Below are 13,644 nucleotides of genomic sequence, written 5' to 3'. Positions count from 1 at the left end.
TCCCTTGCACCAAGAGTGTCCTGCAATCACATGTGGATAGTTGCCACAGCAAAACAACTACCTGACTGCACTCTATAACGGACCGGTAACGGAAGGGAAGGTCCAGCCGTTATCTTTTCGTGATCCGTCACATTCCCTTGAAGGAGCGGAGGCGCTGCAGGAGCTGCGGGCCGTTCCGGTCGAACGCCCGACCGCCGACGAGGATGCCGATCGCGAGCAGGACGGCGCCGAGCACGACCCCCACGAGGAGCGACAGCCAGGACCACAGCGCGTTGCCCGTGATCACGCCGGCGATCGCGAGGGCGACCTCGGGTGCGGCGAGGACCGCGACGGCCAGCCACAGTCCGAAGAACGACAGGAACATGCCGAACGTCGTCCCCGGGACGCGCTTGAACGCGTTCTCGCCCGACGCCGGCACCGGCACGACGAGATACGCGGAGCAGACCGCGCACGCCGCGTACCCGGTGAGCAGCAGCCCGACGCTGGCGCCGAGCACCGCGGGAAGCTCCGCCCACCGACCGCCGAGGCCGCTCGTCACGAGGGCCACGAGCACGACGGCGGGCAGACCGATGGTCGCGGCGCCCAGCATGCGCCCGAGCCGGTCGTCCCGGCCGCGCACGCCGGTCGCGAGCACGGTCGCGAAGGCGGTGCCGTCGTACGAGACCTCCGTGTACGGGGTCACGCCGACGAAGAACGCGACCACGAGCGTCGAGAACGCGAACAGCGGGAACGTCACATCGAAGCGCGAGTAGAACAGAAAAACGAGCGGAAACAGCGGGACGACGAGCAGCTGCCGCAGGTACCGCGGATCCTGCAGCCACGAGGTCAGCGACCGCGCCCACGTGGCCCCCGCCCCGCCGCTCGGCAGGCGCCCGAACCAGCCGAGCCGGCCGGCGGCCACGCGGGCGACGCGGCGTTGCGCGGGTCGCGCGACGGACTGTGCAAGGCTCCAGCGCCACAGCATCCAGAGCACGACGAGCGTCGCGATCGCGATCGCGAGCTTCGCGATGCCGGCCAGGATCGCGCCGGCGGCGAGGTCGCCCGGCGCGGCCCACGCCGCCCCGAGCGGCGTCCACGACGCGCCCTCGAGGATGCTGCCGAAGATCCCGGCCGCATCCGTCGTGCGCGACGCCGCCCGGATCAGGAGCATGATGCCGACCACGATGGGTCCGGCGAGGATGAGGATGCCGAAGATCGCGAAGCTCGCGATCTCCCGCGTCCGGCGGCTTCCGCCGCCGGACGACAGCGCCGCGACGAGCTGCCCCGCCACGACGCACACGAGCACGCCGACAGGGATCCCGACGATCGCGCCGGCGATCGCGAGGGGCCAGTGGAACCACGTGCCGAACGTGGCGAGGGCGCCGAGGATCGTGAGCAGGCCCGGGATGCCGGTGAGCCCGCTCGCCGTGAGCGCCAGCATGATCTGGCGCGTGCTCATCGGATACGGCGCGAGCCGCTTCGGGTCGATCGTCGTGTCCACGCCCGCGACGAAGATCGGCGCCAGCACCCAGAGGAGCGTCACCAGGGTGCCGGCCGCTGTCACGACGGCCTGCGCGGGTGCCAGCCCGGCGAAGCCCACCGCGACGAGCCCGATGGCCGCGAAGACCACGACGACGAGCCCCCACAGTGCACCGAACAGGAAGCCGACGAGCTGCCAGGGGTGGGCCGCGAGGGTGTTGCCGAGGACGCGGAACTTGATCCTCAGGACTGTCGCAACCACTCCGGTCCCTCCGTCCGGTGGCGTCCGCCGACGAGGTCCACGAACCGGTCCTGCAGCGTCTCGGCGCCCCGGACCTCCTCGGTCGTGCCGGCAGCGAGGACGCGTCCGGCGGCGATGATCGCGACGTGATCGCACATGCGCTGCACGAGATCCATCGAGTGGCTCGACACGATCACGGTGCCGCCGGATCCGGCGTATCCGCGCAGGACGTCCTCGATGTTCGCGGCGGACACGGGATCGACCGACTCGAACGGCTCGTCGAGCACGAGCAGCCGCGGCGAGTGGACGAGCGCGCACGCGAGCGCGACCTTCTTCGTCATGCCGGCGGAGTAGTCGACGACCGCGGTGCCCGCGGCATCCTTCAGGTCCATGAGCGCGAGGAGGTCCGCCGTGCGTTCGGCGGTGATCTCGTGCGGGAGCCCGAACATCAGCCCGGTGTAGGTGATGAGCTGCTCGCCGGTGAGCCGGTCGAACAGGCGGACGCCGTCGGCCAGGTTGCCGATCATCCGCTTCGCCTCGACGGGCTGCTGCCAAACGTCCACGCCGTGGACGGTCGCCGTCCCGGCGTCCGGCCGCAGCAGGCCGGTGGCCATCGAGAGGGTCGTGGTCTTGCCGGCGCCGTTCGGGCCGACGAGCGCGTAGAACGAGCCGACCGGCACCGTGAGGCTCAGCTGGTCGACCGCGACCTTCGGGCCGAACTGCTTGACGAGACCCGACAGCACGAGCGCGTCGTCAGTGGTGGGGGGAGGGGGAGTCGTCACCCGGCCCACCCTATCGACGGCCGCCGTCGTCTTCGAGGTGCTCGGCGAGGGCCGCGGCCTTCGTCCGGAGCACGTCGCGCTGGGTCCGGTTCCCGGCCCGCTCGGCCGCGCGGAGGAGCTCCTCGCGGGCCTCGGCGTCGCGCCCCAGCCGGGTGAGCAGCTCGCCGCGGATGCTCGGCACGAGGTGCGAGTCGCGCAGCGCGCCGCTCGCCGCGACGGCGTCGACGAGGGCGAGCGCCTCCTCGGGCGAGCCCGTCATCGCCAGCGCGACGGCGCGGTTCAGCTCGACGACGGGATTGGGCGCGAGGCGTCCGAGCGCTTCGTACAGCAGGAGGATCCGCTCCCAGTCCGTGTCGGCGACGCTCGGCGCGACCGCGTGGCACTCGGCGATCGCCGCCTGCAGCGCGTACGCCCCGCGGCCGCGGCCCAGCGCGTCGGACCGGCGAAGCGCCGCGCGGCCCCGCTCGATCTGCGCACGATCCCACCGCGTGCGGTCCTGGTCGGCGAGGAGCACCGCGGCGCCGGCGTCGTCGTAGCGCGCACGGAACCGCGACGCCTGCAGCTCCATGAGCGCGACGAGGCCGTGGACCTCGGGTTCGCGCCGCAGGAGCGCGGCGAGGATGCGGCCGAGCCGGAGCGCCTCGTTCGCGAGGTCCTCCCGCGTCCATCGCTCGCCCGAGGTGGCGGCGTAGCCCTCCGTGAACAGGAGGTACACGACGGCGAGCACGCCGCCGAGCCGCTCCGCCCATTCGTCCGGCTCGGGCGTCGCGAACGGCACGTGCGCCGCGCCGAGCGTCTTCTTCGCCCGTGTGATGCGCGCCTGCACGGTCGGCACGGGCACGAGCAGCATCCGCGCGATCTCCTCCGACGTGAGGCCGCCCACGACCCGGAGCGTCAGGGCGACCTGCGACTCGCGCGAGAGGACGGGGTGGCACGCCGTGAACACGAGGCGCAGGATGTCGTCGTCGATCGGCTCCGTGTCGTCCTCCTCGGCCGCGGGCTCGAGCGCGATCGTGCGGTACCGCTCGTCGCGCGCGTCCGTCCGTCGCCACGCGTCGATCGCGCGGCGCTTCGCGACGGCCAGGAGCCAGGCGCCCGTGTTGCGCGGGACGCCGTCGCGCGGCCAGACGCGGAGCGCCTCGACGAGCGCCTCCTGCGCGGCATCCTCGGCAACGCCCAGGTCGCCCGTCATCCGCGCGAGGGCGCCCACGATGCGGGCGCTCTCCCGCCGCCAGACGGTTTCGAGCGCCCGCTCCGTAGGGCTCCCGGCGGGGCTCAGCCCTCCGCCGCCGCGCGCCACTCCTTCTCCTTCTGCACGTACTCGTTGTCGGCGTACTCGGCGAAGTCGTCGTCGCCCGTGACGCGCCGCACCTCGAGCTTGTTGCCGGCGCCGAGAGGCGCCCGCTTCGCCCATTCGATCGCCTCCTCCTTGCTGGCGACGTCGATCATCCAGAAGCCGTTGAACAGCTCGTGGATCTCGCCGTAGGGGCCGTCGGTCACGATCGGCGGGTCGGACTGGAAGTCAACGACGGCACCCTCCGCCGCGTCCGTCAGCCCGTCGCCGGCGAGCAGCACTCCGGCCTTGATCATCGACTCGTTGTAGGCGCCCATCGCGTTGATGATCGCCTCGAAGTCGAGCTCCGCGTAGCGCTCGACGGCCTCCTGGCTCGCCCGCATGATCAGCATGTACTTCATGGATTCGTCTCCTCGACCGGGATCGCCCGTTGCGATCCTCCTACCCTTGCGTCGAACGGCGTCGCGCGGAATCGACGTCGCGGCAGATCTTCTTCCGTCTGGCTCAGCGTCGCGATCAGGACCCCCACGAGCGCGACGCCGCCGCCGATCGCCTTGAGGGGGTCGAACGGCTCGCCCACCAGCAGCGCGAAGCCGTAGCCGAGTGCGGGAACCGCGGCGAAGGCGACGCCGGACACTGCCGCGGGCAGCCGCTGCGCGGCATAGCTGAACAGCACGAGCGCCGGAGCCGTGATCACCACCCCCTCCGCGAGGATGCTGAGGATGCCGCGCGGGTCGCTGGGGATCGCGGCCGTGCCCGTGAGGATCTCCCCGCCGAGCCACGGGAGCATGAGGATCGTCCCCCACGCGATCGTCGCGGTGGCGAGCGACAGGGCGTCCCGGCCGAGCGCCGAGCCGTCCTCGCGACGCAGGAGCACGGTGTACAGCGCGTAGGCGACGACGGCGAGCAGGTTGAGGATCGCGCCCACATCCACCTGGACACCCGCCGTGGAGATGAGGGCCACCCCGATCGTCGCCAGCCCGAGGCCGATCCCGGTGCGGCCGCTGATGCGTTCGCGGAGGACGATCAGCGCGACGATCGCCGTCATCGCCGGCATGAACGACGCGACGAGGGCCGCGGTGCCCGCCGTCGTGAAGAGGAGCCCGATGTTCGCGAGGGCGTAGTACAGGGTGACGCCGAGCAGGCCCAGCACGATCGTGCGGGGGCTGCGCATCGCGGCGGCGAAGCCGGGGCGCCGGGCGGCGAACGGCAGGAGGACGACGAGCGCGAGCCCGAACCGGCCGACGGAGAGGACGGCCGCCGATCCGGTCTCGAGCGCCCACCCCGACAGGACGTAGGTGACCGACCACAGGGCCACCGCGGCGCCGATCGCCGCGGCCGGCAGGACGCGGGCGCTCACGGGCGGGTCAGAGCTGCGCGCCGTCGTCGTCGCGGTCGTTCAGGCCGACGTTGCGGCCGCGCGACGACTCGTAGGCGATGAGCCAGCCCACGGACACGGCGGCGGCGAGCACGAGCCCGGTCCAGAGGTTCCCGAGGAGGAGGCCGACGAGCACGCCGCCGCCGATGAGGACGACGGTGCCGACGATCCACGCGACACGGCCGCGCGGGAAGCCGGTGCCCGAGGATGCCATGTCGTCCAGGCTACCGGCCGCCGGCGACCGGGCGTCAGGCGGGGGCGTTGAGGTTCAGCATCCAGGAGATGCCGAACCGGTCCGTGAACATGCCGAAGCGGCCGCCCCAGGGCGCGGGCGCGAACGGCAGGGCGATCGTGCCGCCCGTCGAGAGCCCGTCCCAGTACTGCTCCAGAACGGCTTCGTCGTCGCCGCTGACCGAGATCGAGACGCCGGCCGCAGGCACGTAGGGCATGCTGCTCGGGGTGTCGGAGGCCATGATGGTGAAGCCGTCGCGGGTCTCGAGCTGTCCGTGCATCACGAGGTCGTTCTCGCTCGCTTCGGTGCCGAGGTCGGGCATGTCCCCGAACGTCATGATCTGCAGGTCGCCGCCGAGGACGCTCTGGTAGAACTCGATGGCCTCGCGGGCCTGACCCTGGAACGAGAGGTAGGGGTTGAGCGTCAGCATGGCTGCTCCCGGAATCGTGGACGCCCCGGGGACCCGGAGGCACCCCCAGTGTGCTCCCGCGTCCGTGGCAGCGGCAAGGGAACGGGCGATGAACGCATCAGCGCGTGCGGTGGTCCTCCGGGTGCAGGCGCGGTGCACGCCGCGGCTCGCGCGGGCCGCCCGCCCGGAGGAGCCGGATGACGCGCTGCCGCTGGCCGGCCCACGGCGCCAGCAGCTCCAGCATGCGGTCGTCGTCCGCGCGCTCGCCGGTGAGCGCGTAGCCGATCTCGTGCGCGAGGTGGTAGTCGCCGACGCTGACGGCGTCGGGGTCGCCGAGCGCCCGGATCCGGGTCTCCGCCGCGGTCCAGAGGCCGACGCCGGCGAGGCTCGTGAGCACCCGATCGCGCGCTTCGCCGTCGGTCGCCGCGAGCGTCGCGGCGACGATCGAGGGCCCGCGCTGGGCCGCCGCCACGATCGCGCGCGACTGCGGAGGCTCGAGCCCGGCGCGGTGCCACGCCCACGACGGGATGCGGCGCCACTGCTCGACCGTGGGCGGCGCGAAGAGGGGGCGCGGGGTGGGACCCGGGGCACGCTCGCCGAACCACGTGACGAGGCGCCGCCACGCGCCGAAGGCCTGCAGGCCCGTCACCTTCTGCTCCACGATCGAGGACGCCAGCGCGTCGAACACCAGGTCGGTGCGGCTCAGGCGCAGGCCGGGCAGGCGTCGGTGCAGCTCGGCCACGAGGGGGTGCGCCGAGGGATCGAAGCCGTCCGCGTCGTCGAGCGCGCCGCACAGCGCGGGCACCTGCGCGAGCGCCCAGTCCGCACCCGGACCCCAGGCGGCCGCGCGGACCGCGCCGCCCCCGACCATCCGCAGCGCGAGGGTGGCGGGCCCGTCCGGGGTGCGGCTCGCGCGCCAGATCACGCCGCCGGCGTGGAGGATCGTGGGGTCGTTCCCCCCGCGCCGATGGAACAGCACGGTCGCGGCGAGGTCGACGGGATGCGGCGGCTGGTACTCCGTCTCCATGGGCAGGTCAGTCCTCCGGGCGACTCGCGCCGATCGTGAGGAGGAGACGGCACTGATGCGCCGTCACGAACGGCTCCAGGCGATCCAACCTCAGCGGTCCACGCGTGTGCTGCAGGACGTCCGCCACGAGGTTCGCGTGCACGCCGCAGATGAGCGCGCGGTCCTCGTCGATCATGTCGTGATACCGGCAGGGCGCGAGTTCGAACGACAGCGCGTCCTCGTCCACGTGGGGATCGAGGCCCGCGTCATCCAGATGCTCGTACAGGACGTCCAGTTGGTGGACCGCGTCGGCCTCGAGCTCGGGAGCGTCCGTGCGGGTGACCGCGCGCAGCATCCGTCCGCGCACTTCCGCGCCCGCCACCCGCGCGCTCGCCGCGGCGTTCGTCGACGACTCGCGCACCGGGTGGAAGACGATCGGCGGGCGCCCGCGGCTGCCCACCTGCACGGTCTCCCCGCGGATGAGCCCCTCGTCCTCGAGGACGCGGAGGTGATCGCGGACCGTGTTCAGCGGGATCCCGCACTCCGATGCCAGCTCGCCCGCACGGCGCCCCGGCACCCGCTGGACGGCGCGCAGCAGCCGGATGCGGGTGGGCTGGGTGAGCCCGCGGAAGTCGTGGGCGCGGCGGGGCATGCCCCGACAGTAACCCCGAACGGGAGCGCGGAGTGTGCGTGCGACGAATAAAACCGGCGGAACCCGCCGCGGGACAGATGGCCCGAGGAGGAGGGTCGAAGCGCTTCGAGAAAGGAACGCCATGAAGCTCTCCCCCGAGTCCGAGGCCGTCGTCCGTGCCACCGCCGCGGTCGTCGCCGAGCACGCCGAGCAGATCACGAAGGTCTTCTACTCGGCGATGTTCGCGGCCCATCCCGAACTGCTGCGCGTATTCAACCGGGCGAACCAGGCCGTGGGGGAGCAGCCCAAGGCGCTCGCCGCGTCGGTCGTCGCGTTCGCGGTGCAGCTCATCGACCCGGACGCGCCGGACTTCGCACCCGTGATGCGGCGGATCGCGCACAAGCACGTCTCGCTCGGCATCCAGGCCCGTCAGTACACGGTCGTCGAGCACCACCTGCTCGACGCGGTCGCGGTCGTGCTCGGCGACGCGGTCACCCCGGAGGTGCGGGCGGCCTGGGCCGAGGTCTACTGGCTGTTCGGATGCTCGCTCATCGCGGAGGAGGCGAAGCTGTACGCGCTCGGGGGCACCGACCCGGACCACCCCTGGCGGGAGTATCGCGTCGTCGAGCGGTTCGAGGAGACCGACGACGTGTTCTCGCTGCTGCTCGCCCCGGTGTCGGGCGAGGTGCCCGCGCATCGCACCGGTCAGTACGTCGCGATCGCGGTGGACCTGCCGGACGGGTCGCGCCAGCCGCGCCAGTACACGATCTCGTCGGGCCCGCGCGGCGATTCGATCCGCGTGACGATCAAGCGCGTGCGCGGAGCCGACGGCGCTCCGGACGGACAGGTGTCGACGTGGCTGTACGAGAACGCGCTGCCGGGGACGCTGCTCGATGTGTCGCAGCCGGCGGGCGACGTCGTGCTCGACGAGACCGATCGTCCGCTCGTGCTGGTGTCGGCGGGCATCGGCATCACTCCGATCGCCGCGATCCTCGAAGACCTGTCCCGCCGCCAGCCGGAGCGGACGGTGCGGCTGTTCCACGCCGACCGCGCGCACGACACGCACGCGCTGTACGCCTCGCTGCGGCGCCAGGTATTGGCGATGCGCGACGCGAAGGCGCAGAACTGGTACGAGACGGACGCGGAGCTCGCGCCCACCCTCCACCCCGCGCGGCCGGGGTTCATGGAACTGGCCGATGTCGAGCTCCCGCTCGATGCGGCGGTGTTCATGTGCGGGCCGCTGCCGTTCATGCAGACGGCGCGCGACACGCTGATCGCGCGGGGGATCCCGAGCGAGCGGATCCACTACGAGGTGTTCGGGCCCGACCTGTGGGCGCGACGACCGGAGAGCGTCGCAGCCTGATCGAATCGACTCAGGCGAGCGCTTCGAGGATCGCGCGGAACTTCACGCGCGTCTCGAGCGTCTCCGACTCCGGCCGGCTGCCCGAGACGATGCCGGCGCCGGCGTGCGCGGTCACGCGCCGGGCGTCCCGGTCGGGCGTGAACTGCGCGCACCGCAGGGCGATGGCCCATTCGCCGTCGCCGCGGTGGTCGATCCAGCCGACGGGACCCGCATATCGGCCGCGGTCGAACGGCTCCAGCCGGCGGATCACCTCGATCGCGGCATCCGTCGGCGTGCCGGCGACCGCGGCGGTCGGATGCAGCGCGCCGACGAGATCGAGGGCGGATGCGTCGCCGCGGAGCTCGGCCTCGACGTCCGTCGCGAGGTGCCAGACGTTCGGGAGCTTGAGCGCGAACGGCTGCTCGCTCGCCGCCAGCGCGCGCGTGTGCGGCTCGAGCGTGCGGACGAGGCTCCGCACCGCGTACTGGTGCTCGTCCTGGTCCTTCGGGCTCGTCGCGAGGGCGAGCGCGGCCGCGGCATCCGAGTCCGGATCGTCACCGCGGGGCGCGGTCCCGGCGAGCACCCGCGCGGTGACGGCTCCGCGCGAGACCGTGACGAGTGTCTCCGGGCTCGCGCCGATCAGCCCGTCGACGGCGTAGACCCACGTGTCCGGGTAGCCGGTGGCGAGCCGCGCCACGGTCCGCCGCAGGTCGGCGCCCGGAGGGACGCGCCCGGCGAGATCGCGCGCGAGGACGACCTTCGCGACCTCGCCCGCGTCGATCGCGGTCAGGGCCTGCTCGACCGCGGCGGCGTAGGCCTCGGGGGACTCCGCGCCGGGAGCGAGCGCCGCGGACCACTCGGGTCCGATCTCGGTGGCCGCAGCTTCCTCGAACGCGGCGTCCGCCGTGCGGATGCGGGTGATCCACGCGGTGTCGCCGCGGCGGCCCGTGATCACGGACGGGACGATCAGCGTGCTCGGGGCGTCCGATCGCTCGTCGAACGCGAGGGCGCCGAACGCCACGAGGCCCGTCCCCGGGATGCCGAGGGGGTCGTCCACCTCCGCGGCCGCCGCGACCTCGCGCCAGGCGGCGGAGAGGCGGGCGGCGCGCGCACCGCGCGGGCCGGGCTCGCGGTCGTCGATCCGCAGCACCGCGGGGCCGGCGCCGAACATGCCCTCGCCGCGGCGGAGCCAGACGAGGGGATCGGCGGGGTCCGTCGAGGCGAAGGCGTCGTCGAAGCCGGCGGAGATCGCGCGGGTCTCGACGATCAGCCGAGGCCGGGCGCTCGCGATCACCGCCCCAGCCTAGTTCCCGCCACCCAGGCGTCCGAGGAAAAATGGATAGTTCAGCTATCGGATAGTGCTAATATCCATGCATGCGCATCTCCGAGCTGAGCCGGCGGGCCGGTGTGGCCGTGTCGACCGTGAAGTACTACCAGCGCGAGGGGCTCATCCCCGACGGCGAACGGTCGGCACCCAACCAGGTCGACTACGACGAGCGGCACGTCGAGCGCGTCCGCCTCATCCGCGCGCTGCTCGAGACCGGCGGGCTCTCCGTCTCAGCCGCGACCGAGGTCATCCGCGTGCTCGATGCCGAGGATGCGTCGCTCGCCGAGGCGTTCGCGGTCGCGCAGCACGCGATGGCCGTGACCGGCCTCCAGGCGCCGGCCTCCGGGGCGCGCGAGCGCGTCGAGCGGATCGCCCGCGCGCGCGGTTGGGCCTTCACCGCCGACAATCCCGGCATCGATGCGGCGGCACGCGCTCTGGAGGGTCTCGCGGCGATCGGCTTCGACGCGCCCGAGACCTACCTCGCCGCATACGCGGACGCCGCGGCGGCGACCGCGCGGGTCGACCTCGACGCGCTCGCGGAGCTCGGCGACCCCGACCGTGTCGCCGAGCTCATGGTCGTCGGCACGGTGCTCGGCGATCCGCTCTTCGCCGGGCTGCGCCGCATCGCGCATCAGGACGCCACCCACCGGCTCTTCCCCGCGGCGGGAGCTCCCGCCGCCGACCCCCAGGAGGACTCATGAACACCCCCGCTTCGCACGTCGTCCTCGGCGGCAACGGCGTCATCGGCCGGGAGACGCTCCGCGCGCTCCGCGACCGCGGCCTCGATCCCGTGTCGGTCACACGGACAGCTTCGGCCGCCGGCGGCATCCCCTCGGTCCTCGCCGACCTGACGGTCGCGAGCGAGGCACGGACCGCGCTGAGCGGCGCCGGAACCGCTTACCTCGTCCTCGGGCTGCCCTACACGTCGCGCGCGTGGGAGGAGCAGTGGCCGGTCATCGCGCGCACCGTCGCCGACGCCGCGGTCGAGAACGGCACGCATCTCGTGTTCCTCGACAACGTCTATGCGTACGGCCGCGTCGAGGGCGTCATGACCGAGCGCACGCCGATCGCGCCGGCCAGCCGGAAGGGGCGGGCGCGCGCGGCGGTCCTCGCCGAGCTGGATTCCGCCCGGGGCCGCGGGCTCGTGTGCACGATCGGCCGGAGCGCGGACTTCTACGGTCCGGGCGCGAGGACGAGCGCGTTCAACCGGTTCGTGATCGATCGGGTCGCGGCCGGGCGCGAGGGTGTCTGGCTGTTCGACGCCGGCCAGCCGCACTCGCTGACGTACACGCCCGACATCGGCGACGCGCTCGCCGTGCTCGGCACCGACCCCCGTGCCCGGGGCGGGGTCTGGCACCTGCCGACGGGTCCCGCGCTGACCGGTCGCGAGTACGTCGCGCTCGCGGCCGGACCCGACGCCCGCTGCCGCACGATGAGCACGTTCACGATGCGGGTCGGCGCGCTATTCACCGGCGAAGCGCGCGAGACCCTGGAGATGGCGTACCAGTACACCGCCCCGTACGTCCTCGATGCGAGCGCGTTCACCGACGCGTTCGGGATGACGGCGACGCCGTACGCCGACGGGATCGCCGCGTCGCTGGCGGCGGCGCGGGCCTAGACTCGGACGGATGAGCGACCCCGCGCCGCACCGCGCCGACCGCCCTGATCGCGCCGATCGTGCCGATCTCGGGAAGGATCCGTCCCAGGTCAGCGGGATGTTCGACGAGGTCGCGCCCGCGTACGACCGCACGAACGCCGTCCTGAGCGTCGGCAACGACGCGCGGTGGCGGATCGCGACGACCCGCGCGGTCGCGCCCGTGGCGGGGGAGCGCATCCTCGACCTGGCCGCCGGCACCGGCACGAGCTCCGTCGCGCTCGCGCGCTCGGGGGCCGAGGTCGTCGCGGCGGACTTCTCGCCGGGGATGATCGCGGAGGGGCGGCGCCGCCACGGCGGCATCCCGAACGTGACGTTCGTCGAGGCGGATGCCACCGACCTGCCGTTCGCCGACGCCGAGTTCGACGCGGCCACGATCTCGTTCGGCCTGCGCAACGTGAACGATCCGCGGAAGGCGCTTCGCGAGATGCTGCGGGTCGTCCGCCCCGGCGGGCGTCTCGTGGTGTGCGAGTTCTCGCACCCGCCGGCGAGGCTCGTGGCATCCGCCTACCGCCTCTACAGCGATCGCGTGCTGCCGCTCGTGGCGCGCGCCGTCAGCTCCAACGCGGCGGCCTACGACTACCTCAACGAGTCGATCCGGGCGTGGCCCGACCAGCGGACGCTCGCGGCCTGGATCCGCGAGTCGGGCTGGACCCAGGTCGCCCATCGCGACCTCACCTTCGGCATCGTCGCCCTCCACCGTGCCCGCCGCCCCGCCTGAGCCGCTCCGGTGTCAGCCGCGCATACCCTTTCGCCCGTGGAACCGTGCGCGAGCGACACTCGAACTGCGCGGAGCGGGGGTTCTCTGCCCCGGTAGGCTGGCGAGGTGACTTCGAGCCGCCCCGCGCAGGGTCCGCGTCTCGCGAGCCGCCTCGGTCTGACGGAGCGGATCTTCGCGGGTCCGCGTTCGCGCCGCCTCCTCCGCGCGGTCGAGGACGGTCTCGTCGTGGTCGAGGAGGGCCTCGCACGCGAGCTCCACGTCGCTGATTCGCTCGCCGACGCCACGAGCCGGTACCTGTTCGAGGCCGGCGGGAAGCGGATCCGTCCGACGCTCGCGCTCCTCACCGCGCAGCTCGGCGACGGCACGACGGAGGCGGTGCTGAACGGCGCGATGGCGCTCGAGCTGACGCACCTCGGCTCGCTGTACCACGACGACGTGATGGACAGTGCGGACGTCCGCCGCGGCGTCCCCAGCGCGCAGGCGGTGTGGGGCAACAACGTCGCGATCCTCACCGGCGACCTCCTCTTCTCGCGCGCGAGCCAGCTCATGACCCGCAACGGCGCCCGGGCGATCCAGCTCCAGGCGGACACGTTCGAGCGCCTCGTCCTCGGTCAGCTCCACGAGACTGTCGGCCCGGCGGAGACCGACGACCCCATCGCGTTCTATCTGAAGGTGCTCTCGGACAAGACCGGGTCGCTCATCGCCGCCGCCGCGCAGGCGGGCGTCATCTTCTCGAACGCCCCCGCGGAGTACGAGGAACCCCTGCACGTCTTCGGTGAGCGCGCCGGCGTCGCGTTCCAGCTCCTGGACGACGTCATCGACCTCTCCTCCGACGCGGACGAGACCGGCAAGGTGCCCGGGACCGACCTCCGCGCGGGCGTGCCGACGATGCCGTACCTCCTCCTCGGGCAGCGGACGGATGCGGCATCCGTCGACCTCCGGGCGCGGATCGACGACGGCGTCGCGCAGATCGCGGCGGGTGCCGCCCCGGCCATCCTCGACGGCCCGCTCGGCGAGCTGCGCGACCACGACGCGACCGACGAGACGCTCCGTCTCGCCCGGGAATGGGCGGACCAGGCGATCGCGGCGCTGGCTCCGGTGCCGGACGGCCCGGTGCGGGAGGGTCTGACGCGCTTCGCCGAGGTCGTCGCCGACCGCAGCAGCTAGTC

Annotated in this window: 15 protein-coding genes; 5 read left to right on the top strand and 10 right to left on the bottom strand. The window is 73.0% G+C overall.

Going from position 1 to position 13,644, the window contains the following annotated elements:
- Positions 1 to 127: 127 nt before the first annotated feature.
- From ABCS02_RS22490 to ABCS02_RS22450, 9 genes are all read right to left on the bottom strand, one after another.
- A complete protein-coding gene (locus ABCS02_RS22490; protein WP_345837912.1) occupies positions 128 to 1,720 on the bottom strand; it encodes a hypothetical protein in 1,593 nt (530 codons plus the stop codon).
- Positions 1,702 to 2,481, bottom strand: a complete 780-nt coding sequence (locus ABCS02_RS22485) for an ABC transporter ATP-binding protein (RefSeq protein WP_345837911.1) — start codon at positions 2,479 to 2,481, stop codon at positions 1,702 to 1,704. The genes ABCS02_RS22490 and ABCS02_RS22485 overlap by 19 nt, the downstream gene beginning before the upstream one ends.
- 10 nt (positions 2,482 to 2,491) lie before the next feature.
- Positions 2,492 to 3,781 carry a sigma-70 family RNA polymerase sigma factor gene (locus tag ABCS02_RS22480; RefSeq protein ID WP_345837910.1) on the bottom strand — a complete coding sequence of 430 codons (1,290 nt, stop codon included), beginning with the start codon at positions 3,779 to 3,781 and terminating at the stop codon, positions 2,492 to 2,494.
- Positions 3,757 to 4,176 (bottom strand): YciI family protein, encoded by a 420-nt coding sequence (locus ABCS02_RS22475; protein ID WP_345837909.1) that lies wholly within the window; start codon positions 4,174 to 4,176, stop codon positions 3,757 to 3,759. Before ABCS02_RS22475 ends, ABCS02_RS22480 begins: the two co-directional genes overlap by 25 nt.
- Positions 4,173 to 5,135: a DMT family transporter gene (locus ABCS02_RS22470; RefSeq protein WP_345837908.1), complete on the bottom strand. Its 963-nt coding sequence runs from the start codon at positions 5,133 to 5,135 to the stop codon at positions 4,173 to 4,175. The genes ABCS02_RS22475 and ABCS02_RS22470 overlap by 4 nt, the downstream gene beginning before the upstream one ends.
- Positions 5,136 to 5,142: 7 nt before the next feature.
- Entirely contained in the window at positions 5,143 to 5,367 is a 225-nt protein-coding gene (locus ABCS02_RS22465) for a hypothetical protein (RefSeq protein ID WP_345837907.1), read from the bottom strand.
- 34 nt (positions 5,368 to 5,401) lie between these two features.
- Positions 5,402 to 5,815: a VOC family protein gene (locus ABCS02_RS22460; protein ID WP_345837906.1), complete on the bottom strand. Its 414-nt coding sequence runs from the start codon at positions 5,813 to 5,815 to the stop codon at positions 5,402 to 5,404.
- 97 nt (positions 5,816 to 5,912) lie between these two features.
- On the bottom strand, positions 5,913 to 6,821 hold the full coding sequence (locus ABCS02_RS22455) for a DNA-3-methyladenine glycosylase 2 family protein (protein WP_345837905.1): 909 nt from the start codon (positions 6,819 to 6,821) through the stop codon (positions 5,913 to 5,915).
- 7 nt (positions 6,822 to 6,828) lie between these two features.
- A complete protein-coding gene (locus ABCS02_RS22450) occupies positions 6,829 to 7,452 on the bottom strand; it encodes a helix-turn-helix domain-containing protein (protein ID WP_345837904.1) in 624 nt (207 codons plus the stop codon).
- A gap of 121 nt (positions 7,453 to 7,573) precedes the next feature.
- On the opposite strand from ABCS02_RS22450, the gene ABCS02_RS22445 reads away from it, so the two are divergent.
- On the top strand, positions 7,574 to 8,794 hold the full coding sequence (locus tag ABCS02_RS22445) for a globin domain-containing protein (protein ID WP_345837903.1): 1,221 nt from the start codon (positions 7,574 to 7,576) through the stop codon (positions 8,792 to 8,794).
- A 10-nt stretch (positions 8,795 to 8,804) separates the two neighbouring features.
- On the opposite strand, the gene ABCS02_RS22440 is transcribed toward ABCS02_RS22445, so the two are convergent.
- Positions 8,805 to 10,022: an isochorismate synthase gene (locus ABCS02_RS22440; RefSeq protein ID WP_345838012.1), complete on the bottom strand. Its 1,218-nt coding sequence runs from the start codon at positions 10,020 to 10,022 to the stop codon at positions 8,805 to 8,807.
- 125 nt (positions 10,023 to 10,147) lie between these two features.
- On the opposite strand from ABCS02_RS22440, the gene ABCS02_RS22435 reads away from it, so the two are divergent.
- The 4 genes from ABCS02_RS22435 to ABCS02_RS22420 all read left to right on the top strand — a co-directional run bounded on the left by ABCS02_RS22435 (position 10,148) and on the right by ABCS02_RS22420 (position 13,642).
- Complete coding sequence (locus ABCS02_RS22435; protein ID WP_345837902.1) at positions 10,148 to 10,801, top strand: MerR family transcriptional regulator; 654 nt, start codon at positions 10,148 to 10,150, stop codon at positions 10,799 to 10,801.
- Positions 10,798 to 11,718 carry an NAD-dependent epimerase/dehydratase family protein gene (locus tag ABCS02_RS22430; protein WP_345837901.1) on the top strand — a complete coding sequence of 307 codons (921 nt, stop codon included), beginning with the start codon at positions 10,798 to 10,800 and terminating at the stop codon, positions 11,716 to 11,718. Before ABCS02_RS22435 ends, ABCS02_RS22430 begins: the two co-directional genes overlap by 4 nt.
- A 10-nt stretch (positions 11,719 to 11,728) precedes the next feature.
- Positions 11,729 to 12,475 (top strand): bifunctional demethylmenaquinone methyltransferase/2-methoxy-6-polyprenyl-1,4-benzoquinol methylase UbiE, encoded by a 747-nt coding sequence (ubiE, locus tag ABCS02_RS22425; protein WP_345837900.1) that lies wholly within the window; start codon positions 11,729 to 11,731, stop codon positions 12,473 to 12,475.
- Between the two features lie 105 nt (positions 12,476 to 12,580).
- A complete protein-coding gene (locus ABCS02_RS22420; protein WP_345837899.1) occupies positions 12,581 to 13,642 on the top strand; it encodes a polyprenyl synthetase family protein in 1,062 nt (353 codons plus the stop codon).
- Positions 13,643 to 13,644: the final 2 nt, after the last annotated feature.

This window comes from Microbacterium sp. X-17, assembly GCF_039615055.1.
This window is presented reverse-complemented; position numbering and strand designations above follow the sequence as displayed.

What these genes read in the sequence shown, in the direction of transcription:
- ABCS02_RS22475 (WP_345837909.1), bottom strand. Translation starts at nt 4,176, where the DNA reads ATGAAGTACATGCTGATCATGCGGGCGAGCCAGGAGGCCGTCGAGCGC.
- ABCS02_RS22465 (WP_345837907.1), bottom strand. Translation starts at nt 5,367, where the DNA reads ATGGCATCCTCGGGCACCGGCTTCCCGCGCGGCCGTGTCGCGTGGATC.
- ABCS02_RS22445 (WP_345837903.1), top strand. Translation starts at nt 7,574, where the DNA reads ATGAAGCTCTCCCCCGAGTCCGAGGCCGTCGTCCGTGCCACCGCCGCG.
- ABCS02_RS22460 (WP_345837906.1), bottom strand. Translation starts at nt 5,815, where the DNA reads ATGCTGACGCTCAACCCCTACCTCTCGTTCCAGGGTCAGGCCCGCGAG.
- ABCS02_RS22455 (WP_345837905.1), bottom strand. Translation starts at nt 6,821, where the DNA reads ATGGAGACGGAGTACCAGCCGCCGCATCCCGTCGACCTCGCCGCGACC.
- ubiE (WP_345837900.1), top strand. Translation starts at nt 11,729, where the DNA reads ATGAGCGACCCCGCGCCGCACCGCGCCGACCGCCCTGATCGCGCCGAT.
- ABCS02_RS22450 (WP_345837904.1), bottom strand. Translation starts at nt 7,452, where the DNA reads ATGCCCCGCCGCGCCCACGACTTCCGCGGGCTCACCCAGCCCACCCGC.
- ABCS02_RS22435 (WP_345837902.1), top strand. Translation starts at nt 10,148, where the DNA reads ATGCGCATCTCCGAGCTGAGCCGGCGGGCCGGTGTGGCCGTGTCGACC.
- ABCS02_RS22430 (WP_345837901.1), top strand. Translation starts at nt 10,798, where the DNA reads ATGAACACCCCCGCTTCGCACGTCGTCCTCGGCGGCAACGGCGTCATC.